Source organism: Marinobacterium sp. BA1 (genome assembly GCF_041155135.1).
Classification (GTDB): Bacteria; Pseudomonadota; Gammaproteobacteria; order Pseudomonadales; family Balneatricaceae; genus Marinobacterium; species Marinobacterium iners.
In genome coordinates this window covers 2,319,356-2,342,622 of record NZ_BAAFHC010000001.1, presented here as the reverse complement: position 1 = coordinate 2,342,622, position 23,267 = coordinate 2,319,356, and the positions used below count along the sequence as shown (strand labels likewise).

20 protein-coding genes and 1 tRNA gene are annotated in these 23,267 nt (G+C 55.3%); 11 read left to right on the top strand and 10 right to left on the bottom strand.

Features of this window, described 5'->3' with window-relative positions:
- The first annotated feature begins 15 nt into the window (after positions 1-15).
- Genes ACAM29_RS11360 through ACAM29_RS11345 form a run of 4 tightly spaced genes read left to right on the top strand, consistent with a single transcriptional unit; the run spans position 16 to position 2,517 of the window.
- A complete protein-coding gene (locus tag ACAM29_RS11360; RefSeq protein ID WP_354411538.1) occupies positions 16-243 on the top strand; it encodes a tautomerase family protein in 228 nt (75 codons plus the stop codon).
- Entirely contained in the window at positions 240-1,154 is a 915-nt protein-coding gene (locus tag ACAM29_RS11355; RefSeq protein ID WP_369624171.1) for an acetaldehyde dehydrogenase (acetylating), read from the top strand. The genes ACAM29_RS11360 and ACAM29_RS11355 overlap by 4 nt, the downstream gene beginning before the upstream one ends.
- A complete protein-coding gene (gene dmpG, locus ACAM29_RS11350; RefSeq protein ID WP_369624170.1) occupies positions 1,154-2,197 on the top strand; it encodes a 4-hydroxy-2-oxovalerate aldolase in 1,044 nt (347 codons plus the stop codon). The genes ACAM29_RS11355 and dmpG overlap by 1 nt, the downstream gene beginning before the upstream one ends.
- The gene (locus tag ACAM29_RS11345) at positions 2,197-2,517 is read left to right on the top strand and encodes a 2Fe-2S iron-sulfur cluster binding domain-containing protein (protein WP_369624169.1); all 321 of its coding nucleotides are present in this window, start codon (positions 2,197-2,199) and stop codon (positions 2,515-2,517) included. Before dmpG ends, ACAM29_RS11345 begins: the two co-directional genes overlap by 1 nt.
- A 57-nt stretch (positions 2,518-2,574) precedes the next feature.
- On the opposite strand, the gene ACAM29_RS11340 is transcribed toward ACAM29_RS11345, so the two are convergent.
- A complete protein-coding gene (locus ACAM29_RS11340; RefSeq protein ID WP_369624168.1) occupies positions 2,575-3,486 on the bottom strand; it encodes a LysR substrate-binding domain-containing protein in 912 nt (303 codons plus the stop codon).
- Between the two features lie 172 nt (positions 3,487-3,658).
- On the opposite strand from ACAM29_RS11340, the gene ACAM29_RS11335 reads away from it, so the two are divergent.
- The 6 genes from ACAM29_RS11335 to ACAM29_RS11310 all read left to right on the top strand — a co-directional run bounded on the left by ACAM29_RS11335 (position 3,659) and on the right by ACAM29_RS11310 (position 13,598).
- A complete protein-coding gene (locus tag ACAM29_RS11335; protein WP_369624167.1) occupies positions 3,659-5,341 on the top strand; it encodes a DUF1302 domain-containing protein in 1,683 nt (560 codons plus the stop codon).
- A gap of 32 nt (positions 5,342-5,373) precedes the next feature.
- Entirely contained in the window at positions 5,374-6,726 is a 1,353-nt protein-coding gene (locus tag ACAM29_RS11330; protein WP_369624166.1) for a DUF1329 domain-containing protein, read from the top strand.
- Positions 6,727-6,819: 93 nt separating this feature from the next.
- Positions 6,820-7,938, top strand: a complete 1,119-nt coding sequence (locus ACAM29_RS11325) for a WD40/YVTN/BNR-like repeat-containing protein (RefSeq protein WP_369624165.1) — start codon at positions 6,820-6,822, stop codon at positions 7,936-7,938.
- A 32-nt stretch (positions 7,939-7,970) separates the two neighbouring features.
- Complete coding sequence (locus ACAM29_RS11320) at positions 7,971-10,325, top strand: RND family transporter (RefSeq protein WP_369625143.1); 2,355 nt, start codon at positions 7,971-7,973, stop codon at positions 10,323-10,325.
- 54 nt (positions 10,326-10,379) lie between these two features.
- Positions 10,380-11,876, top strand: a complete 1,497-nt coding sequence (locus tag ACAM29_RS11315; protein ID WP_369624164.1) for a methyl-accepting chemotaxis protein — start codon at positions 10,380-10,382, stop codon at positions 11,874-11,876.
- 48 nt (positions 11,877-11,924) lie between these two features.
- Positions 11,925-13,598, top strand: coding sequence for a sigma 54-interacting transcriptional regulator (locus tag ACAM29_RS11310; RefSeq protein WP_369624163.1), 1,674 nt, complete (start codon positions 11,925-11,927; stop codon positions 13,596-13,598).
- A gap of 90 nt (positions 13,599-13,688) precedes the next feature.
- On the opposite strand, the gene ACAM29_RS11305 is transcribed toward ACAM29_RS11310, so the two are convergent.
- From ACAM29_RS11305 to ACAM29_RS11290, 4 genes are all read right to left on the bottom strand, one after another.
- Positions 13,689-13,765, bottom strand: a tRNA-Met gene (locus tag ACAM29_RS11305).
- Between the two features lie 53 nt (positions 13,766-13,818).
- Entirely contained in the window at positions 13,819-14,190 is a 372-nt protein-coding gene (locus tag ACAM29_RS11300; protein WP_091821828.1) for a PilZ domain-containing protein, read from the bottom strand.
- Positions 14,187-14,984 (bottom strand): flagellar motor protein MotB, encoded by a 798-nt coding sequence (locus ACAM29_RS11295; RefSeq protein ID WP_354409257.1) that lies wholly within the window; start codon positions 14,982-14,984, stop codon positions 14,187-14,189. The genes ACAM29_RS11300 and ACAM29_RS11295 overlap by 4 nt, the downstream gene beginning before the upstream one ends.
- Positions 14,981-15,805 (bottom strand): motility protein A, encoded by an 825-nt coding sequence (locus ACAM29_RS11290; protein ID WP_091821821.1) that lies wholly within the window; start codon positions 15,803-15,805, stop codon positions 14,981-14,983. Before ACAM29_RS11290 ends, ACAM29_RS11295 begins: the two co-directional genes overlap by 4 nt.
- Positions 15,806-15,881: 76 nt before the next feature.
- Here ACAM29_RS11290 and ACAM29_RS11285 point away from each other — a divergent pair, with 76 nt between their 5' ends.
- Positions 15,882-16,739 (top strand): DUF72 domain-containing protein, encoded by an 858-nt coding sequence (locus ACAM29_RS11285; protein WP_369624162.1) that lies wholly within the window; start codon positions 15,882-15,884, stop codon positions 16,737-16,739.
- Between the two features lie 3 nt (positions 16,740-16,742).
- Here the strand turns inward: ACAM29_RS11285 and apaG are convergent, their stop codons facing one another.
- Genes apaG through ACAM29_RS11260 form a run of 5 tightly spaced genes read right to left on the bottom strand, consistent with a single transcriptional unit; the run spans position 16,743 to position 23,200 of the window.
- Entirely contained in the window at positions 16,743-17,129 is a 387-nt protein-coding gene (apaG, locus tag ACAM29_RS11280; protein WP_091822836.1) for a Co2+/Mg2+ efflux protein ApaG, read from the bottom strand.
- Positions 17,130-17,167: 38 nt separating this feature from the next.
- On the bottom strand, positions 17,168-17,968 hold the full coding sequence (rsmA, locus tag ACAM29_RS11275; RefSeq protein WP_369624161.1) for a 16S rRNA (adenine(1518)-N(6)/adenine(1519)-N(6))-dimethyltransferase RsmA: 801 nt from the start codon (positions 17,966-17,968) through the stop codon (positions 17,168-17,170).
- Positions 17,969-17,971: 3 nt separating this feature from the next.
- Entirely contained in the window at positions 17,972-18,964 is a 993-nt protein-coding gene (gene pdxA / locus ACAM29_RS11270; protein ID WP_369624160.1) for a 4-hydroxythreonine-4-phosphate dehydrogenase PdxA, read from the bottom strand.
- A 2-nt stretch (positions 18,965-18,966) separates the two neighbouring features.
- Positions 18,967-20,259 carry a peptidylprolyl isomerase gene (locus tag ACAM29_RS11265; RefSeq protein WP_206839278.1) on the bottom strand — a complete coding sequence of 431 codons (1,293 nt, stop codon included), beginning with the start codon at positions 20,257-20,259 and terminating at the stop codon, positions 18,967-18,969.
- A complete protein-coding gene (locus ACAM29_RS11260) occupies positions 20,246-23,200 on the bottom strand; it encodes an LPS-assembly protein LptD (protein WP_369624159.1) in 2,955 nt (984 codons plus the stop codon). Before ACAM29_RS11260 ends, ACAM29_RS11265 begins: the two co-directional genes overlap by 14 nt.
- Positions 23,201-23,267: the final 67 nt, after the last annotated feature.

The window sequence follows — 23,267 nt, the reverse complement described above, 5'->3', positions numbered from 1 at the left end:
CAACAGGACTGATTCATGCCAATTATCGAAATGCATCTGCTGGTGGGACGCAGCAGTGAAGACAAGGCCCGTGCGGCCAGCGCCATTACAGCCGCTGCCGCGGAAAGCCTGGGAGTGAAGCCGGATACCGTACGTATCCTGATCACTGAACATGGGAAGGATGAGTTTTATGTAGCGGGTCGGGCCGGTCGTGCCAGCGATCAGGCTGCAGCTGAGGCGGCTCAGCAGGAGGCAGCGAAGTGAAAAAGATCAAATGTGCCCTGATCGGGTCCGGCAATATCGGTACTGACCTGATCTACAAAATCCAGCGCAGCCCGGTGCTGGAGCCAGTCTGGATGGTCGGAATCGACTCCGAATCAGAAGGTCTGGCACGTGCGCGGGAGATGGGGCTGAAAGTCACGGCAGATGGCGTGGATGGGCTCTTGCCGCATGTAATTGAAGACGGTATCCAGATCGCGTTCGATGCCACCAGTGCCTACGTACATGCCGAGAACAGCCGCAAGCTGAACGCGCTGGGTGTGATGATGATCGACCTGACACCGGCGGCGATCGGCCCGCTCTGTGTGCCGCCGGTCAATCTGGCCGAGCATGCCGACAAGCAGGAGATGAACGTGAACATGATCTCCTGTGCCGGCCAGGCAACGATTCCCATCGTGAGTGCGGTTTCACGCGTTCAGCCGGTTGAGTATGCCGAGATCATTGCCAGTCTGTCGTCACGCTCCATTGGGCCAGGCACTCGCGCCAATCTGGATGAATTTACCTACACCACGTCCAACGCCATCGAAGTGGTGGGGGGGGCGAAGAAGGGCAAGGCGCTGGCGATCATCAATCCGGCCGAGCCGCCGATGATTATGCGTAATACCATCTACTGTCTCACCGAAGGCGAGCCGGATCAGGCGCGTATCCGCGATTCCATCCTGACGATGATCGGGGAAGTGCAGAAGTATGTACCCGGCTACAAGCTGGTCAACGGTCCGAGCTTTGACGGCAACAAGGTCGCCGTATTCATGGAAGTGGAAGGTCTGGGTGACTACCTGCCCAAATACGCCGGCAATCTGGACATCATGACCGCCGCCGCCACGCGTACGGCTGAAATGTTTGCCGAAGAAATCCTGTCTGGAAAAATCGAACTCAAACCGGTGGAGGTGGCCTGATGAGCACACTGAAAGGTCGCAAGGTCATTCTGCACGACATGTGTCTGCGAGATGGCATGCATGCACTGCGTGAGCAGATCAGCGTTGAGCAGATGATCAAGGTTGCCACGGCACTGGATGATGCCGGTGTGCCCTATATCCAGGTCACCCATGGTGCCGGTCTGGGCGGCAATTCACTGCAGCACGGTTTCGCGCTGGCGAGTAACGAGGAATACATCACGGCGGTGGCATCGCACATGAAACAGGCCAAGGTGTCGGTGCTGCTGATTCCGGGATTGGGGACCATGAAAGAGTTGCGTTCAGCCTATGACTGTGGGGCGCGCAGCGTCCATGTGGCGACTCACTGCACCGAGGCGGATACCTCGCCGCAGCATATCGCCTGTGCGCGCGAGTTGGGTATGGATACCTCGGGCTTTCTGATGATGTCGCATCTGAACGATGCCAGGGGACTGGCCGAGCAGGGCAAGCGGATGGAGTCCTACGGTGCCAATACCGTCTACATCACCGACTCTGCAGGGTATATGTTGCCGCAGGATGTGTCCGAACGTGTCAGTGCGTTGCGTGATGTGCTCAATCCGGAAACCGAAATCGGCTTCCACGGCCATCATAACCTGGGCATGGGGATCTCCAACTCTATCGCGGCGATCGAAGCCGGTGCAACCCGCATTGACGGTTCGGTGGCCGGGCTGGGTGCGGGGGCCGGGAACACGCCGCTGGAGGTGTTCGCCGCAGTATGCGAGCGCATGGGCATTGAAACCGGTATCGACCTGTTCAAGCTGATGGATGTGGGCGAAGAGATTATCGTACCGATGATGGAGCATATCGTGCGAGTGGATCGAGAGTCTCTGACATTGGGCTATGCCGGTGTCTACTCCACCTTCCTGCTGCACGCCAAGCGGGCCGGAGCGCGTTTCGGCATCCCGGCACGCGATATTCTGGTTGAGCTGGGCCGCAAGAAAATGATCGGTGGTCAGGAGGACATGATTCAGGACACTGCGATGACCATGGCGAAGGAGCGCGGACTGTTGGCAAGTGATGCCTGATGATGGATGCCCAGGTCAAATTCAGTGTTGAAATCGTCGACAGTGATGAAACCTTTGTCTGCAGCAGTACGCAAAACGTACTGGAGGGGATGGTTCGACTGGGACGTCGTGGCATCCCCTCAGGCTGTCGGGGCGGTGGCTGTGGGGTTTGCAAGGTCGAAGTGCTTCACGGTCATTACCGCAGCAAAAGGATGAGCCGCAGCCACATCGATGAGGATGATCTGGAACATGATCGCGTGTTGGCGTGCAGGATTTATCCCGAAAGTGACCTCATCATCCGTGTCATAGGCAAGATGAAAGGCAGATTTAAACCAGAATAAAGAACCGAGCAGGACTGCTTCGTTTACTCTCCCCCTTCAGCCAGGGATGGCTTCTTTTTAGTGTTCAGTCTCAAGGGCCTGTTGTCTGGAATACTCCCGAACCGTACCCAGAAATGCCTGCAGAATGGGAGACTGGTCTCCCTCCCGATAAATGCAGCTGAGGTCAGCGCTCGCCCCGGGAGGTGTATTGGTCAGGGGAATATAGGTGACGCCTGGCAAGGTAAGCGTGCGTGCCGCTTCCGATACAAGGCAGACACCGAAGCCACTGGCAACCAGTGCGACCCCCGTCAATACATCATCCACTTCCTGGGAAATCTGCGGGGCAAAGCCCGATACCTCACACATCTTCAATACCTTATCAATGAAGTTGGGGCGGCTCTGTGCGGGGAACAGAATCAACGGGTGATTGGCAATCTCGCGGAAATCGATCACGGGCAGGGCGGCCAGAGGCGATGAATCACTTACGGCCAGCACTAACTTTTCGGTGATCACCAGCTCTGTCCTGATGTCGCTCTGAGGTTCGACCATGCGGTTGAAACCGATCGTGATGCGTTGCTGGCGCAGCGCTTCGATCTGTGAGTGCTTGTCCATTGTGTGCAGCACAATCTTGACGTCAGGGTAGGTGTTTCGAAATGTCAGCAGGATGCGAGGGATCGTCTCGATAATGCCCGAGCCAAAGATGGCAATGTCCAGACGGCCGAGGCGGCCCTGTCCTGCGCGTTGGGTACGCTCGGTTGCCTGCTCAATCAGCGCAAAAATGTTGCGTGCTTCCTGCAGAAACAAGGAGCCGGCATGTGTGATCTCCATCCCCTTGGCCGTGCGGGTGAACAGCTGAACGCCCAGCTCCTCTTCAAGTTGCTGGATCTGACGCGTTAACGGTGGCTGGGAAATGTTAAGGACGGTCGCCGCCCGGCTGATGTGTCCTTCTTCGGCCACGGTTACAAAATATTTCAGCTTTCTGAGGTCCATGGGTATGTCTCATCAGAGCGGTTTTTTATACGTTTCTTCATACCTTATGGGTATGAAGATGGTTAGTCAATTGTATTGGAAGGTAATTGATCAGTTCTATAACGTACAAAATATCCGTGATTGCCAGGGCAAGAGCGAGACAAGAATAAAAAAACAATACAAAGGAGATCGCATGATGAGCATGCAATTTAATCCTTCGATGCCAGCCACTATTGGCACTCGGCGCACCTTGCCTGTAGTGGTGGGGTTGATCACTCTCGCCTGTGCAACGGGCGTTCAAGCCTTCCAGATCGACAGCTCCAACCCCGACATCCGCATGACCTGGGATAATACGATCAAGTACAGCCTGGGGTATCGTCTCAAGGATGCCGACCCCGATGTGGCCGACAACTCCATTGGACCACAGGCCAACACCAACGATGGTGACCTTAACTTCGATAAGGGGCTGATCTCAAACCGTCTGGATATCCTGTCGCAGTTCAACCTGTCCTATAAACGCAAATACGGTTTGCGCCTCACGGGTGCGGCCTGGTATGACGATGTCTATCATCGTGACACCGACAATCCGGGAGCCCTCGGTGGTGCACTGGTCAACTCCCGTTCAGTGGATTACACCCAGTTCACCGATGCCACCAAGGATCTGCATGGTGGTGATGCCGAGATTCTTGACGCCTTTGCTTACGGCAATTTCAACGTGGCTGACAAAAGCCTGAACCTGAAACTGGGACGCTTTACCCAGCTTTACGGCGAAAGCCTCTTTTTTGGCTCGAACGGTATTGCGGCGGCCCAGACCTCTCTGGATCTGGTAAAGGCACTGTCGGTACCCAACTCCCAGTTCCAGGAAATTCTGCGCCCGGTGGGTCAGCTGTCCGGCCAGATGCAGTTGAGTTCTGATCTCACGATCGGTGCCTACTACCAGTTGGAATGGCGCAAGACGCGTATCCCAGGCGCAGGCAGCTACTTCAGCTTTGCCGACTTCGTCGATGAAGGCGGTGAAAGCCTGATACTGGGGCCGGGAGCGGTCGTATATCGCGGTGAAGACATTGAGCCCAGTGACAGCGGTCAGTTCGGTATGCAGGTACGTTTCAAGACCGACAACGCCGAATATGGCCTGTATGCAGCTCAGTACCACGACAAAATGCCGCAGTTCTATGCACGCCCAGGTGTAAACGTGCAGCCTGGCAGTGTGGGCGATTATATGCAGGTGTTCGGTGAAGATATCCGAACTGTAGGTGCCAGCTTCAGTACACTTGTTGGCGAGACCAATGTGGCAGGGGAATTGTCGTTCCGTGACAACCAGCCGCTGGTGGCCAGTGGCAATGCCGTGATCACCCACGCGCTGTCGGATGGTGACAACAACGCGGCATACCCGGTTGGTCGCACCATGCACTTGAACCTCTCCATGATCAGTGTATTGCCCGAAAGTGCCCTCTGGGATGGCGCGACTTTCATCGGCGAATTCGCCTATAACCGCCGTCTGAGTATCAGCGAGAACGCCGATCAGCTTGATCCGTCCGCCACCCGCAGTGCCAGTGCACTGCAGTTTGTATTCACTCCCGAATACTTTCAGGTACTGCCGGGCCTGGATCTGAAAACGCCGATCGGTGTGGGATATGGCCTGTCCGGGCGCTCTTCCGTTAACGGCGTGCTGTTCCCGTCGGAGGGTGGCGGCAATATCAGTCTGGGCCTGACAGCCGATTACCAGCGTACCTGGCAGGCTGCACTCAATTACACCCATTACATTGGCAGTGCCGGTTCGATCGTGAAGTACGGTACGGCGGTACCGGAGCTGTCCTACGACAACTTCCACGGTGACCGTGACTTCATCTCACTGTCGATTCAGCGCACGTTTTGATCTGTTACGAACTCGTGGTTAGGAGAACAATAATGAAACCCACTTCATCCATTCTGGCCGGTGTTGCGGCCCTGTTGATTGCAGTGCCGCAGACACAGGCGGCCGTTTCTGCCGAGGAAGCGGCTCGCTTGAGTGCCGACCTGACACCACTTGGCGGTGAGAAAGCCGGTAATGCCGATGGCAGTATTCCCGCCTGGACGGGCGGCATGACCGAGATGCTGCCCGGTGACTATATTGGCGACATCCCCAAGTCCATTTTTGCCGATGAAAAGCCGTTGTACCAGGTGACGGCACAAAACATGTCTCAATATCAGGCGCTGCTTAGCGATGGCGTACAGGCCATGCTGCAGAAATACCCTGACAGTTTCCGGCTTGATGTCTATCCAACTCACCGTACCATGGCGGCGCCAAAATCGGTGTATGACAACACCCTGGCGAATGCGACTCGATGCCAGCTGATTGAGGGTGGTTACTCCGTTGAGGGTTGTGCAGGCGGCATCCCGTTCCCAATTCCACAGGAAGGTGTGGAAGTGATGTGGAACTTTCTGATGCGTGTGGAAGCGCCGTCTATTGAGTACACGTTCAAGAACATTGTGGGTAATGCTGATGGCAGTCATACCCTGGCGACCCGTAATGACATCTCCTTCCAGTATCCGCAGTACTACAAGGATGCAACGCCGGAAGACTGGTCAGGCGAGTACTCAATGTTCCGTTTCAATACGCTGGAACCGCCTTTCAAGGCTGGTGAGTCTCTGGTGGTACGAGACAGCATTGATCGTGATCAGCCGCGTCAGGCATGGCAGTATCTGCTGGGGCAGCGACGTGTGCGTCGTGCTCCGACAGTCTCTTACGATACCCCGGACTTCGTGGCCTCAGGTGCCAACTACTTCGATGAGGTACAGGGCTTCTTCGGTTCTGTTGATCGCTTCAACTGGACGTTGAAAGGCAAACAGGAGCTGTTGGTACCCTACAACACCAACAACTTTGTCGGCGCTTCACTTGATGATGCTCTGAGCACATACCACCTGAATCCGGATCACGTGCGTTGGGAAAAGCACCGTGTCTGGGTTGTTGAAGCCAATGTGGCTGATGGCAAGCGTCATGCCGTGCCCAAACGAACCTACTATGTTGACGAAGACAGCTGGCTGGTCCTGTTGGTTGATGGTTACGACGCTGAAGACAAGCTGTGGCGGACATCCATGGTAACGCCTTTTGTCGTGCCCAAGATACCAACCTTGATGATGAAAACCGCCACCGTGTTCAACCTGCAGGCCAACACCATGAGCGTGATCCAGGCCCTGAACGAAGAAAACTTCCGCATTGTTGAGACTAAGCCGGAAACCTTCTTTACCGGTGATGCTGTTGCTGCAGAAGCCGTTCGCTAAAAACTGAGTCGCCTGCATCGGTATTGCCGGTGCAGGCGACTCGGCCAACTACCGGGCAGGTACCCGGTAAACCCGCCAGTTGAGTAGTCAAAGATGAAAATAAAAAACGCCAGATTCAACCAGGTGTTGAAAGCCTCGGTATTGAGCACCCTGCTGATCAGTGCAGCTGACTTTTCATTGGCTCAGCCTGCAGATCGAAGCTCAGTGCCCGATCTTCTGGAGTTGCCGGCACAGCAAGCCGCCCGAGGACTTCAGTCGATCCAGCTCGGTATCGCGTTGGCAGGTGAGCGTCTTGTCTCTGTAGGTGAGCAGGGCATTGTTCTGTTGTCGGATGATAACGGGCGCAGCTGGCGCCAGAGCACAGGTGTACCGGTCAGCGTAACGTTGACTGATGTTGAGTTTGCTTCACCCATGGACGGCTGGGCTGCCGGCCATAGTGGTGTGATTCTTCACACGGCCGATGGCGGTGAAACCTGGACGTTGCAAATGGATGGCTACAAGGCCGCCGATCTGATTCATCAGGAAGCCAAGCGCAGGCTTGATGCCGGTATGCCGGATGCAGAAGATGCCGTCCGCAATGCCGAGTACCTTGTCAAGGAAGGCGCCGACAAGCCGTTTCTTGACCTGTTCTTTGCTGACCAAAGCCTGGGCTGGGCGGTCGGTGCCTATGGCATCGCCCTGCATACCCTTGACGGGGGGCAGAGCTGGCAGTCCAGTGTGGACCTGATTCCAAACACGGGTGGCCGGCATCTTTACTCGGTCCAGATGGAAGGCAGTCGTCGCATCATTGCCGGTGAGCAGGGAAGTCTGTTCCGACGCGGGGCCGAGGCGTTGACCTACTCTCGAGTGGAAACCCCCTATGAGGGAACGTTCTTCGGTTTTGTGCTTTTGTACAACGATGAGTTGCTGGTATTTGGGCTCAGAGGCAATGTCTGGCGCAGCAGCAATGAGGGCTGGGAGGCGATTGATCTCGGCTCGGAGGCGACCCTGACGGCAGGACTCAAACTGAAGGATGACCGCATTCTATTGGCTGACGAGGGTGGCCATCTGATGCTGGGCAACGACCGTGGCCTGGATTTCAAGAAGCTGGATATCAACCCGGTACCTTCAATTACAGACATGACGCTTGCCCGTGATGGTGCCTTGATACTCGCCACCGCAAGGGGCCCCGTGCGTCTGGAAGATTCCATTTTTGCGCTGGAAGACAAGTGATGAATAGATCCAATCAAGCCCATACAGGTGAGATGATTCGTCACCTGGAAGATTTTGATACCCGTTCCGGTCGGCTGACGGAGCGGCTTCTGTTTAACAATCGTATCGCCGTGATCCTGATTTGCATGGCGATTACAGTGTTTCTGGGGATGCAGTCTGTCAATCTTGGCATGAGTGCAGCCTTTGAAAAGATGATTCCAACCAATCATCCCTTCATCGTTAATTTCCTTGAAAACCGCAAACAAATGGCGGGTACGGGCAATACCCTTCGGATTGCGGTTGAAAACGCGGAAGGCACCATCTTCGATGCCGAGTATATGGACACCTTGCGAAAAATCCACGACGAGATTTTTCTGTTGCCCGGTGTCGATCGCCCCTTCATGAAATCACTATGGGCGCCGGCCGTACGCTGGACCGGCGTGACAGAAGAGGGTCTGGACGGAGGCCCCGTCATACCGGATGGATATGATGGTTCGGCTGAAAGCCTCGATCAGGTACGTAACAATGTTGAACGGTCAGGCGAGATCGGTCAGCTTGTGGCAGCAAACTTCAAGTCTTCCATTCTGTTGGTGCCGTTGCAGGAAACCGATACATCAACGGGAGAGCGTATCGACTACCATGCGTTCTCGCAGCAGCTCGAAGAGTTGAGAAGCAAGTACGAATCAGACAAGGTTCGCATCCATATCACCGGATTTGCAAAGGTAGTGGGCGATCTGATCGAGGGGCTGCAGCAGGTGTTGCTGTTCTTTGCCCTGACGATCGCCATCGCGATGCTGGTACTTTATCTGTACACCCGCTGCCTCCGCAGCACATTGTTGGTTGTGCTGAGCTCCCTTACAGCCGTGGTTTGGCTGCTGGGATTGTTGCCCCTGCTGGGCTACGACCTGGATCCATACTCGATTCTCGTTCCTTTTCTGGTGTTTGCCATCGGCATGAGTCATGGCGCGCAGAAAATGAACGGCATCATGCAGGATATTGGTCGAGGTGTGCACAAGTTGCTGGCAGCGCGTTACACCTTCCGTCGCCTTTTTCTGGCCGGCTTGACAGCCTTGCTGTCTGATGCGATTGGCTTCGCTGTTCTGATGGTCATTGATATTCCGGTGATTCAGGATCTGGCTGTGACGGCCAGCATCGGTGTAGCGGTGTTGATTTTTACCAACTTGATCCTGCTGCCTGTGCTCCTGTCTTACACTGGAGTGAATGCAAAAGCTGCCGAACGCAGTATTCGTGCCGAGATTGCCGATCTCAACGATACGGAACATAGCAAACACCCATTCTGGGCATGGCTGGACCTGTTCACTCAAAAACGTTACGCGACGCTTGTTGTGATCTTTTCCATTGCGCTGGGTGGTGTTGGGCTGGTCGTCAGTTCGAAGGTTAAAATCGGTGACACCGGTCAGGGAGCACCGGAACTGCGAGCGGACTCGCGTTACAACCTGGATAACAGGTTCATGGTAGACAACTACGCCGCCAGCAGTGACGTCTATGTTGTAATGGTGCGCACGGGGCAGTATGAGTGTGCGCACTATGACACACTGATGGCGGTCGATGCTCTGGAGCGTCAGCTGGCCCAGTTGCCGGCCGTGGAGTCCACCAGCTCACTTGCTGGGCTGGCCAAGATTGCCCAGGCCGGCATGAATGAAGGCAGCCTTAAATGGTATGGCATTCCGCGTTCTCAGGGGATGTTGAATGCCATTATCACACGGGCACCGCGTGAGCTGTTTAATCAAAACTGTGATTTGCTGACAGTTTATGCCTACCTTAAAGACCACAAGGCCGATACGTTGCACCGCGTCGTCGAAACAGTGGAGCGTTTCGCGACCCAATACAACAGTGACAACATCCGCTTTTTGAGTGCGGCGGGCAATGCCGGTATCGAAGCCGCCACCAATATCGTGGTGGAAAAGGCCAATGTGCAAATGCTGGTGCTGGTCTATTCAGCCGTTATCCTGCTTGCTTTTATTACCTTCCGGTCCTGGCGTGCGGTTGTGTGTGCGGTACTGCCCTTGATGCTCACGTCCATACTCTGCCAGGCGCTGATGGTTTGGCTGAATATTGGCGTTAAGGTGGCAACACTCCCCGTGATTGCATTGGGCGTCGGTATCGGGGTCGATTATGCCCTCTATATTCTCACAGTGACCATGGCGCGCCTGAAAGAAGGAAAATCGTTGTCAGAGGCTTACTATCAGGCCCTGCTGTTTACCGGAAAAGTGGTTGTGTTGACTGGCATTACACTGGGTGTGGCGGTCTTCACCTGGGTGCTGTCGCCCATCAAGTTCCAGGCGGACATGGGTATCCTGCTGGCATTCATGTTCATCTGGAACATGCTCGGAGCACTGATATTGCTGCCCTCACTGGGGTACTTCCTGCTTAGAAAAAAAGCATGACATAAACACGTGATTTCATGACAGGGATGTCCTTTTATTCTCGAGTGATCTCTGATGACTATAAAAACAAAGCTGAAATCAGAGCGCCTTTTATTGGCTGCGCTCGTGCTGGTGCTGGTGTGCATTACTTACAGTGCCGGTGGTTTTCAATTGAAGGCACTAACCTGTTTCGCGTTGTTGTTGGCAGTGAGCTACCATCTTTCAAGTGCGGCACGGGAAAAGCGGTTGGTAAACGCGGCTGACCGGGTTTGCGCTCTTTTCGAGACAGACGCGAGCCGCAGATCCTCGGCTGAACAGCTGCTTCAGCTCAATGACGTGTTGGCTGAGAAAGTCACTAAAGCGGCACGCATCAACGAGCTGACCCGCTCACTCTCCAATGCGGCGGGCAGTCTGGTGTCAAACTTCACACAAATTGTTGCGACGGCCGATCGTCAGGCGCTGCTGGCTGAGCAGACAACCACTGTTGTTCAACGTGTGGCGGGGCATGCATCAGACATCAGTCAACAGGCCACCGAACTGGTCGATGTATCGTCTTTGGTACAGGGCGGCGCACGACAGGGGAATGGCACGGCCAGTCAAATGGCGGAAAATGCGGCAACGATGCTGGACGTGATCACAAGGGTTTCCGGTGATTTTGGTACGGTACGCAATGATGTTGCACGTATAGGGGAAATCGTGAACATCATTCAGGAAATTGCCGGCAAGACCAATCTGTTGGCACTGAATGCTGCCATAGAAGCTGCGCGGGCAGGTGAAAACGGGCGCGGTTTTGCAGTGGTCGCTGATGAGGTACGCCAGCTCGCCGAGCGTACCGAACGTTCAACTCAGGATGTCAGACAGATCATTGACAGTATTGGAGCGGGCATTGAAAAGCTTGATGTACAGCTGACAGTCGCCACAGAGACAACAGAGACGGTACATGGCGTGGCGGAGGAGGTGTCGGCTCTATTGAGCCGTATTGATGAGCATGCAGCCATCGCTTCACAAGAAGCTGAGCGCATGCTGGGTGGTGCCGATGCTCAATTGCACATCACGGGCCAGCTGACGACGTCGGCGCATGAGGTTCAAAAGTTGTCCGACAGCCTCGATCAGCTGGTTAATAGCTGTAATGAGGATATACGTCAGCTGACGATGCAGTTCACGACGATCAAGGATATGGCCAGTGATCTGGATGTGACGGCAAGTGATCATGCGATCCTGATGGATTTAATCGAAGAGATACGTTTGAATAACATCATGATCATGAATGCGCGAACCTCTGATCAGGTCGTGCCATTTATCAGGCGCGTTCGGCAAATCGATGGCTTTATCGACATGCAAGTGGACCGGATCAGCGGTGCCTGTCACACGAACACGGCCCCCCAGCTTAAAGACCAGCTCATAACGGCATTGCGAACAGCGATCAGGGATTACCGTTCGTCCCGGGATGTGATTTTTCAGTTGGCCGAACGTGGTGAACTGTTGCAGGCCAGAGAGTTGGGGGTGCAGCAGGTTCGACCGGCATACCAGAAAGTCAAACAGGCCTGTGAAGCCATATTGGCACTGGCTTAGGCCCGGGTCTTCCTCAATACCAGCAACAGTGGCCTGAGTGGATAGTCCATGAGTGAGAAAAGATTGATCGAGCATTTCAATCTGCGCTCGAAACTCAAATTCAATATCGACAATGGCCACATCTGGCTGTGCGAAAATCGGATGTTGCTGCTGCATACGCAAGCCTTGAGCAGTTTGAGAGACGAGCTGTTCTCAAATATGAGCGAGGCACGAGCCCGTGGGGTCCTGATTCGGATGGGGTTCAAGGCCGGTCAGCTTGATGCTCAGGTTGCCATGCAGCTGTATGGGGCTGGTGATGACTATGATGTCTTCAAGATTGGTCCCGAGCTTCATGCTTTCGAAGGGCAGGTCAAGGCCGAAATCACTCAGGCCGATATCGACTGGGAGGAAGGCAGCTTTGATGGACATGTCCGCATGGAAGGGTCCTGGGAAGCTGAGGCGCACATCCAGAAGTATGGTGTTGGCGACGATGTCGGCTGCTGGACCCTGGTCGGATATGCTTCTGGTTATGTCAGCACGTTTTTTCGACGGTTCATCGTATTTCGGGAGGTTGAGTGTGCCTGCAAGGGGGATCCTCACTGCACGGTCATCGGGAAACCCGCGGAAGAGTGGAATGATGACAGCTACATTGACCTGTTCAGAATGGATCAGGTGCCGACTTCCGGCTGCGATCTTGAAGAGCAGCTGCAACAGCTGCGCGGCTCAAGGCCCAGACTTGAACCGCTGAATCGGGGGAATCTGGTCGGCCAGTCTCCCGGTTTTGCAAAGGCGTTCGACCTTTTGCAAAAAGCCTGTCGTGGACCGATCAATGTGCTGCTTCTCGGTGAAACCGGCGTGGGTAAGGAGGTCTTTGCCAAATGGTTGCATGACAACAGTGCCCGTGCCGAGCAGCCATTTGTAGCCATTAACTGCGCAGCCATCCCAAATGAATTGATTGAAGCCGAGCTGTTTGGCGTGCGCCGAGGCGCTTACACGGGCGCTCAGGAGTCACGGCCCGGACGTTTCGAGCGGGCAAATGGAGGTACCCTTTTTCTTGATGAAGTCGGCGATCTTTCGCCCTCGGCGCAGGTCAAGCTGCTGCGTGTGCTTCAAAGTGGGGAAGTGGAACGTTTGGGTGACAATCAGACACGCAAAGTGGACGTGCGGCTCATTGCCGCAACCAATGTGGATCTGGAGAAGGCGATTGCGGATGGTGCCTTCAGGGCGGATCTTTTCTATCGAATAGCGACATACCCGGTCAACATACCGCCGTTGCGTGAGCGCAAATCGGATATCCCACTGTTGGCTCAGGCCATGCTGGACAAATTTCTGCCGCTCTACGGCAAGTCCATTAGCGGCATTACGGACGGTGCAATGCAGGCCATGACCGAGTACAAATGGCCGGGCAACATCCGTGAGCTTGAAAACCTGATAGAGCGAGCGGTCATCCTCGCGCCAGAAGGTGGCGCAATGGAAATCGAGCATCTGTTCCCGGGTAAGGCAGGGCTGTCGATTTCCGGCGCAGGACTCAGTCCCGGCGGGCAGGTGCACAAACTGGAAGAGGCCGGTCTTGATGGCCTCTACGAGTCACTGATTGGCAGCTCAGTTGATATGGATACGCATCTGAATCGCATCTATCACATAGCGGTGGAAAAGTCGGGTGGCAATCTGACTCAGGCAGCGAAAATGCTCGGCGTTACCAGACGACAGGTTGCGTATCGTGTGCAGAAGGGCTGTTCGTGAATGTGTGGCTGGTTGCTTTAGTGAAAAAATTTGGGTCAGGGATAAAAACGAAAAAACCGGCACCTTTCGGTAACCGGCTTTCTCTAAATTTGGTAGCGGGGGCTGGATTTGAACCAACGACCTTCGGGTTATGAGCCCGACGAGCTACCAGACTGCTCCACCCCGCATCAACTTGATGACGCGTATACTACGCACGGATTAAGCTAAGGTCAAGAGTTTATTACGTTTTCATTCTATCGCGTCGGATGGCACGTGTTTGGCACCAGGTTACGAACTGCGACAGCATTCTGTGCTCAAACTCGGACAGGCCCGACAAGTCGCCACACCAGAGTTCATTCACCTGGCGCACCAGCTGGAGTGAGCAGTCAAAACTGAATGCGCGATCATTAATCTGGAATTTCAGCCTGACCGGATAGCACTGGAGCGACAGGTCTGCTTCAGCAAAAAAGGCGATGCCGGTTTCAGACAAGTCTTCCAGGTGTACGCTCATACCCTGTATTTCAACCCAGATGGGGTCGTCCTCGTTTACCTTGAGGCGATACGCCCTGCGTCCGTTGTCGGCCAGCTCTGGAATATGGATCCTTGGTTTCATTGTTCTACAGCCCGTTTTTCCAAAACGAATTCAATGCGGCGGTTAATGGCCCTGTTTTCTGGCGAGATGTTCGGTACAAGCGGAATCGAAGAGCCATAGCCGGTTGCCGTCAGCCGTTTGGGGTTGATACCCGCATCGACCATATAGCGCAGTACTGTGGTAGCACGCACGGCCGACAATTCCCAGTTTGACGGGAACTGAGCTGTGCTGATCGGAATATCATCGGTATGACCCTGAATTTCCAGCTTGTAGCCTGGGTTGATTACCAGCGTCTCAAGCAGTGCATCCAGCATCGGCAGCATGGCGCGATTGAACTCGGCAGAGCCGGAGCCAAACAGGGCTGCTCCCTTGACGCGCAGAGACAGCTTGCCATCTTTGGGTGCGCCGATTTCGACCGCATCCTGCATCTGCATCAGCTCAAACGCTCGCTGCATATCACGCGTAAGCTGCTGCCACTCAAGCTCCAGTGCGCGTGCTTCCTGATCCGCATCAGAATCCTGATCGGACTGTGGACGCTCTTCCGGCGTTTGCAAAATGGTATCGTTAATTTCGGTTGAGTCAGTGGTTGGGGCGTTGTGTTCCAGTGGAACGATACTGTTGGGCGCACCGGAGACGGCACGCTGGAAAGCTGTCTGAAATGAGCGCATTGCATCGGCAAAGCGTTCCTTTTCCAGGTTGGACATGGAGAACAGCAAAACAAAGAACACCAGCAGCAGCGTCATTAGGTCGGCATATGTCATCAACCAGCCTGGAGAGCCGGAGTCGTCTGTCAGCTCACGTCGACGACTGCTCACCGCGAAGCCTCGGGCTTCTTGCGAGCTGCTTTGGCATTCTCTTCACCGGGCTTTTGTGCCTTGCCGATTTTAATCGGCTTGCGCTGGGCTTCGGGCAGGTAGGAGGCCAGCTGTTCGTAGACATGCATGTAATGGTCATTGGTGAGGATACTGATGCAGCCTTCCCGAATAATCTCCAGATTGGTGACCTCAGACAGGGTGCGCGCGTGGAGTTTGCCGGCAATGGGCAGGAACACCATGGTGGCCAGAAGCGAACCATAGAAGGTTGTCAAAAGAGCAACGGCCATCGCGGGGCCAATGGTTTCCGGGTTGCTCAACTGACTGAGCATCTGGATCAGACCGATCAGGGTGCCCAGCATGCCGAAAGCCGGTGCATAGGCTGCCATCTTGCGAAACACGTCCTGTACCGAGTGATGACGTGCGATCAGAGAGTCGATCTCATTCTGCAGAGTGTTTCTGATCACCTGCTCGGAAGCGGCCTCTGCGAGCAGGTTGCAGGTGCGTTTCAGTACATGGGAGTCGCTTTCCACATCTCCCAGTTTCAACAGACCGTGACGGTGTGATACCCGGCTCAGCTCAAGCATGGTATCGATCATTTCCTGCGCATTGGTTTTGTCTTGTGTAAATACGATCCAGGCCGCCTTAAAGGCGTTCAGTACATCCTTGAACTGTACTGTCAGCAGGGTGGCTGCAATAGTCCCGCCGGCTACGATCATCAGGCCGGGGACGTTGACGAATACATCGGGGTTGCCGCCCAACAGGATGGCGCTGACGATCAGGGCAATGCCTGAAAAAATCCCGAGAAGTGAGGCGAAATCCATTGTTTTTGAGTACCCTGTACAGCCGTGCCAATGTCGGCACTGGAATGTGAAGTCGCAGTATAACAAGACCCTACCGATGTCGTCAGACTACTATATTGGCCTGCCGCAATGGAAACATCCGCAGTGGGATAACAGTTTCCAGACGGATGCACAGCAATCCGATCTGGCCCAGTATGCCGCCTGCTTCAATTCAGTGGAAGGTAATACGACCTTCTATGGGTTGCCCGGGCGGGATACGTTGTTGCATTGGCAGAGCCAAACGTCTGCAGATTTCCGTTTCTGCTTCAAATTTCCCCAAAGCATCAGCCATACAGCGCGTCTGCGCGGTTGCGGAGCTGAACTGGCTGCGTTTCTGGATCATATGCTGTTGCTGGAGCAGCGGTTGGGAATGCTCTGTCTGCAGTTGCCTGCCAGCTTCGGGCCGAACGACCTGACTCTGCTTGAACGCTTTCTGCAGCAGCTGCCAGCCGGTGTGCGTTACGGGGTAGAGGTTCGGCATCAGGCGTTTTTTCAGGGCGGGGAGCCGGAGCGCTGTCTGAACAGGCTGCTGATGGAAACGGGGATCAATCGGATCAGTTTTGATACCAGAGCTCTGTTTGCCAACCCGGCGGCTGACCCTGTTAGTCGAGAGGCACTTCAGCAGAAACCGGATCTGCCGCTGAGAGTATTGGCGACAGGGTTAACACCCATGGTGAGATTCATTGCACCGCTGGCACTGGAGCAGGGCTATCAGTGGCTTGAACCCTGGGTTGGACAGGTACTGAAATGGATTGATGAGGGCAGGACCCCCTTCATATTCATGCACTCGCCCGATAATGCGAGGGCGCCTGAGCTGGCGCGCTGGTTTGCACAGAGGCTGGAGCAACAGCGGCCCGGGATTTGTGGCTTTGTCGACTGGGCAACGCAGCCCCGGCGTCAACCGGGGCTGTTCTGACACTCAGTGCAGTGCGTTGGGCTGAGCCAGAGTGAAGGGGGGGATCTGAGCGTCAAAGCCTTGATTGTCACCCGTTACCATATGGTAGTGTCCCTGCATGCTGCCAACCTCAGTAGCAAGCACGGTGCCACTGGTGTACTCGTAGGTATGGCCAGGTTCGATGACTGGTTTTTCTCCAACCACGCCCTCACCCTCAACTTCCTGAACATGTTCATTGCCGTCGGTGATGCGCCAGCGTCGGCTCAATAGCTGAACACTTTCGGTATTGTTGTTGGTAATGCTGATTCGGTAGGAAAAAACAAAACGGTGCGCCTCTGGCTCGGACTGTTCCGGCAGGTAGGCGGTGTCGACACGGATCTCGATGTTTCGACTGTAGTCCAGATTTTGCATCAGTTTTTCGGTTTCCTCTTGCCTGTGAGCAGGGTTCATCACGCAGTCAAAGCATCGCTGATGCTGACAAATTGTGCCAGTGTCAGCCGCTCCGGGCGTAGTCCCGGGTCGATGCCCAGCTGTTCCAGCTGATCGGCATCAATCAGTGTTTTCAAGTTGTTGCGCAGTGTTTTACGGCGCTGACCGAAGGCGGTACGCACGACTGTTTGCAACAGGTGCACATCCTTTGCCGGAACCGGGGGTTCGGCATAGGGGACCAGACGAACGATGGCTGAGTCGACCTTGGGTGCTGGCGAAAAAGCCTCCGGAGGCACGATAAACAGAGGCTCTATACGGCAATAATACTGGGCCATAATCCCCAGTCGGCCGTAGTGGTTTTCACCCGGACCTGCGGCCAGGCGCTCAACGACCTCCTTTTGCAGCATGAAGTGCATATCCTTAATGAGGCCATTGAAGCTGAGCAGGTGAAAGATCAACGGTGTCGAGATGTTATAGGGCAGGTTACCCACAATGCGCAACGGCCGTTCATCCTGTTTCAGGCTCTCAAAGTCGAACTTGAGTGCATCGGCTTCATGGATGGTGAAGGTGTCGGCATAACGGAAAAACTGCGTGCGCAGGACCGGAATCAGGTCCCGATCCAGCTCCACGGCATCCAGTTCGCCATTGCAGGCGTCCAGCAGTTCTTCAGTCAGAGCTCCAAGCCCCGGGCCGATTTCGACCATATGTTCGCCCGGCTGAGGGTTAATGGCACGGATGATACGTCCTATGACGCCCTGATCGTGCAGAAAGTTCTGACCAAAACGCTTGCGCGCCTTGTGTCCAACGGGTTTTTTACTCATTGATCAGTTACCTGATTGATGGCGGGCCATGTCGAGGGCAAAACGCAGCGCGGTCTGAAGGCTGCCAATGTCGGCCAGCCCAGTGCCGGCCAGGTCAAGCGCCGTACCGTGATCAACCGAGGTGCGGATGATCGGTAACCCCAGTGTTATGTTGGCCGCTCGACCGAATCCCTTGTACTTGAGGACGGGCAGTCCCTGATCATGGTACATGGCCAGCACCGCATCGGCATCCTTGAGATGGTGTTCGGTGAACAGCGTATCAGCGGGCAGGGGGCCCACCAGATCAGCTCCGTGCTGTCTGAATTCCGCCAGTATCGGCTCGATCACATCGATCTCTTCGCGGCCCATGTGGCCACCCTCACCGGCATGGGGGTTGAGCCCGGCCACCAGTATGCGAGGCTGCTTGATGCCAAATGATCGCTTGAGATCATGCAGCAGCACCGTAATGACATCACGCAACAGCGGTTGGGTGATGGCGGCGGATACGGCGGCAAGAGGCAGGTGAGTGGTAGCCAGGGCGACTTTCAGTCCTTCAGTGGCCAGCATCATCACGACCTTGTGACTGCCGGTCATCTCTTCCAGAAACTCGGTATGGCCGGTGAAGGCGATGCCGGCGTCATTGATTACGCCCTTGTGTACAGGTGCCGTTATTAGCGCATCGAAACTGCCGGAAAGGCAGCCCAGCGTTGCCTGTCGCAACGTTTCCAGCACATAGGAAGCGTTGGCCGGGTTCAGCAGGCCGGGTTCACTTTTGGCCGTGAGCTGTACCGGCTGGCAGTAAATGGCTCCAGGCTGAGCGGGCGTAGCAGGTTCGACACTGTTGAAGGGGAGTACTTCAAGTTCAAGCCCCAGGGCTGCAGCACGCTGGCGCAGTAGCTCCGGGTCCGCTACGGCAACCAGCTGGCAGGGAAATGCCTGCTGGGCCAGCTGTACGCAGAGCTCAGGGCCTATACCGGCAGGCTCCCCGGGGGTGATGGCAAGGCGTGGGCAACTCACAGTCAAATCTTGCGCTCAATATAGGCTTGAGATCGAATCTCGCGCAGCCAGTTGTTCAATTCCTCTGAGAACTTGCGCTGGCGAATGCTGTTGCGTGCCTGAGATTCCAGCATCTCCTCACCCATATCCTGTGTACGATAGTCCTGTACCTGCAGAATGTGCCAGCCGAAACGAGACTGGAAAGGCTCGCTGATCTCACCCTTGTCGGTGCTGTTCATCACCTGCTCAAACTCAGGCACCATCTGGCCATTCTGGGTCCAGCCCAGGTCACCGCCCTGCGAGCCGCTGGCAGCATCGTCGCTGTAACGGCGTGCCAACTCATCAAAGGGTTCGCCATCCTGCAGGCGGCGGTACAGCTCGTCGATCAGGCGGCGGGTCTGTTCGGGGCTGCGAATCTCATTTGGCGTCAGCAGAATGTGGCGTACCTTAACCTGATTCACCAGCTGGACCTTGCCACCACGCTTGTCCTCAACTTTGAGGATATGAAAGCCGCCGGGAGTGCGAACTGGCTGGCTGATCTGACCAGGGCTCAGCTTGCCGATGGCTGCAGCCAGTGGTTCAGGCAGTTCGGACTCGCGCCGCCAGCCCAGTTCCCCACCCTGCAGCGCATTGGGGGCATTGGATACCGCCAGTGCGAGTTCGGCAAAGTCTGCACCCTCCTGCAGTTGCTGATACAGGTCGCGTGACTTCTCCTCGGCTTGCTGAATCATCTGGGGCGAAGCGCCGTCAGGCAGTGCGATCAGGATGTTGCGCAGCTGAAATTCCGCCTGAATTTCCTGCTGACCCAACTCTGAATCAAGGAAGTTTTGTACCTCCTGGTCAGAGACACTGATGCGACGGTTGACGTTACTCTGCTGCACCTGGCTGAGCAGAATTTCGCGCCGAATCTGCTCACGAGCGGCGTTGTAATCCTGGCCCTCGGCAATCAGTGCTTCGCGGAACTGTCCCAGCGTCATGTTGTTTTGCTGCGCGATGCGTTCCAGAGCATCGTTCAGCTGGCGGTCGGAGACGCGGATGCCCTGCTGCTGGGCAATTTGTGTCTGAATGCTTTCCAGAATCAAGCGGTCCAGCACCTGCTGTTTAAGGACATTTTCGGGTGGCAGGCGCGTGTCTTCACCGCGGGCATTAATCTGTTCAGTCACCAGCTCCAACCGCTGTTCAAGCTCGCTTTCCAGAACCACATCTTCATTCACGATGGCGGCTACGCGATCGAGTAACTCGGCGTTGACGGAGGTCAGCGGCAGGGCCAACAGTAGCAAGGCCGCAAGGGGGTGCCTCAGTTTAGAAAGAGCCATTTTCATCCTCATCATATCCGGTGATATCTTCCAGGAACTCGCGGCCACTGCCTTGTCCAAAGGCGCCAAGGCCTCGGAAAACGAATTGCAGGAAGATGCCTGTATCGGTTTCAAACTGGTTTTGGGCAACTGTATTGGGATCAACTACCCAGCTGCGTCCGGTAAGGCGCATCTTCCAGCAGCAGCTGGCGTATTCGACCCCGAGCAGGGTTTCAAGGTTTTCGCTGTTGTCCAGGTCATGTTGCCAGCGACCGTAACTGGTCCAGCTTTTGTTAAGAGGCCAGCGAAAGGCTACATCCAGCTGCTTAACACCTTCATTGAGATCCTTTTCGATACTGTCACGATAACTCACGTAGAGCAGGCGCTTGTCACCCGGCAGGTAGCTTAGCTTGTAGTTGTGTTCCAGAAACTCGTAACTGTCGCGATCAACTTCGCCATCATGACTCAGCTTCAGGCTGGGCGTGATACTCCAGTTGGCCAGAGTGGCCAAATTGGAGCTGCCTGCAGTAGAGCCTGTAATGTTATCACCCGGACGACCCGCGTGCTCACGATCAGCAAAATACTGTGCCTGAGCCACACCCACGCGCAGCTTTTCCATACCCAGATCATTATACAGGGCACTGGACAAACCAATGGTTGCCTGCGTTGTGTCAGCTACCCGGTCGTTACCACTCCAGCCGGTTTCATGGAACAGGTTGTAGTAGGTAAAGCCGAGTTGTGACGAGTCAAACCGGGGAATCAGTGAATCCGGCTGCTCGTCGGCGTCCGAATGCAGCAGGAATAAACGAGGTTCAAGCGTTTGCGTATAGTTGCTTTCAGCGAGGCCAAAATCACGTTCAAGTACCAGTCCACTGTCCAGGCTGTAAATACTGGCAGTGATTGACTGGCTACCTCCCAAGGCGCCATTGCGCTCGTTTTCGAGCTCATAGGATGAGTGCCAAAGTGTAACGGCCGGACGGATGAACCCCCAGGGACGGTCAAGAGACAGACTCAGCTTGGGGCGCAGATGTACACGGTCGCCAACAGTCGCTGCCAGATCACCTGCCGGTGCGTAGATACTGTCGAGATCACGCTCAAAGCGTGTGTATTCGGCCTGATAGCTTAGATCCAATATGCCGGCAAGGCGGTTCTGATGGCCTGTCAGCAACAGCTGCGGCAAACGTTCATAGGGGGTGGAACCACCAATGGTCTGATAGCTTTCTGTACGCAGTGCAAGATTCCAGCCCGGCTGCAGATAGCGTAGCTCAAACAGCTGGTCGAGGTGGTCATCACGCTGAACTTCGAGTGATGTGCCAAGATCTTCAAAGTAATCATCGTCACTGACTCGGGTGAAGTCGATACGGCTGTAGAGGTTGTCATAAGGGGTACCCTTATGATCGACGCCAAAAAGCCAGCGACTGTCGTTATAACGACTGTCATCGGACATCCAGGCTGTACTCAGAGTGCTGTGTGACCAGCGGTTCATGTAACGGAATTCATTTTCCAGCAGCAACCCGCGTTCACCGATGTAGCGTGGGGTCAGTGTATCGTCGAAATTCTCGGCCAGATTGAAGTAGTAGGGAATGGCGATATCGATCCCATTGCTTTCCGAGTAACCAAGGCTGGGGTAAAGGAAGCCTGACTGGCGACGATCATCAATCGGGAATGACAGATAAGGGGTGTACAGGATGGGGACGCCAGCAACATCAAATGTGGCATGCCTGGCGACACCTCGTCCGGCCTCGGGGTTGAGCTCAATGGATTCCGCTGCTATTTGCCAGGCATTGCTGCCAGGCTCGCAGAATGTGATGGCGCCTTCGTTCAACAGAATACGACGATCACCGAAGCGAGTGATGTTGTCCGCGTTGCCACGCATGTGCTGCTCATGCATCACATATTGAGCGCCATCGAATCGGGTCTCACCGCTGATCATGTTCGCTTCGGCCTGCTCACTCAGAAGGAGCAGGCCTTTTTCCCGGTAATTAACGCCACCAATCAGGCGAGCAACGCGCGCGCCCTGGTCAAATTCGCCACTGGCGCTTGTAAACAGGCGGCCACCGCGTTGTATTTCGATACCACCTTCCAGCCGGGTAATGCCGCCAAGCTCTGTGCTGGATCTGAGCGCATTGATATAGACCGGCTGTTGATCAAAGGGGCGGTTATCTTCCAGAAAGGCAAATTCAGGTTCAATGTAGCGGCCAGTACAGGCACCAGGTGCCTCACCGGGTGCGTAGGCATACCAGTCCAGCGCGGCTTGATTGGCAGGGGTCGCGATGCGAGCGCCCTGGGCCGCAGGCTGAGAGGGGGCCTGAGTGGCGACCTGCTGACAAGCCCATTCATTGCCGTCAGCTTCGCAGCTCCACTCCGGCTTGCCGGTCATTGCAGCACTCGATCCCGCAATGGCGATGCCTGGGCGAGGACCGTTGGTATCACTTTGGCGGTTGCAGTCCCACTCACCGTCGACAGCGACACAGCTCCAGTCCCCAGAGGTGGAGGGGGTGGCTGCAACCTGTGTTTGAGCCATGGAGGGCTTCGACCGTAGTGTAGCCGCTGCAGGCTCAGGCCACTGTATGGCCGCTGGTGCGCCTGTTCTCAACTCTGTGTCAGTAACGGGCGGCGCTGCAGATACAGTGCTGATGCTGACGGATTCTGCGTCTGTTTCAGCTGTTGCTTCTTTCTGTGTGGCGGCCGTTGCAGCTGTATCCGCTGTAGAGGAATCACTGGGTTGGAGCGTGTCCTGCCCGGTTGTGGAATCGGTCTCTGCCGCTGTTTGACTGGCAGATGGTGTGCCCTCCTGTTGCTGCATCAGGGCTTCATTGACTTCACAGTCCCATTCTCCAGATGGAGTCAGGTTACAGCTCCAGAGTCGTTCGTTGCTCTCCTGTGCCTGTACTGACTGAGTACAGATGGCAGCAGCAATGGCAAGGGTGAGTTTGAATGCAGCGCGGGTGTTAAAGGGCATCAGATCGCCATCCAGTTGCGGTCGTGGCCGGTTTCACGCCAGCCCGTAAGTCGAGTACCATACCGAG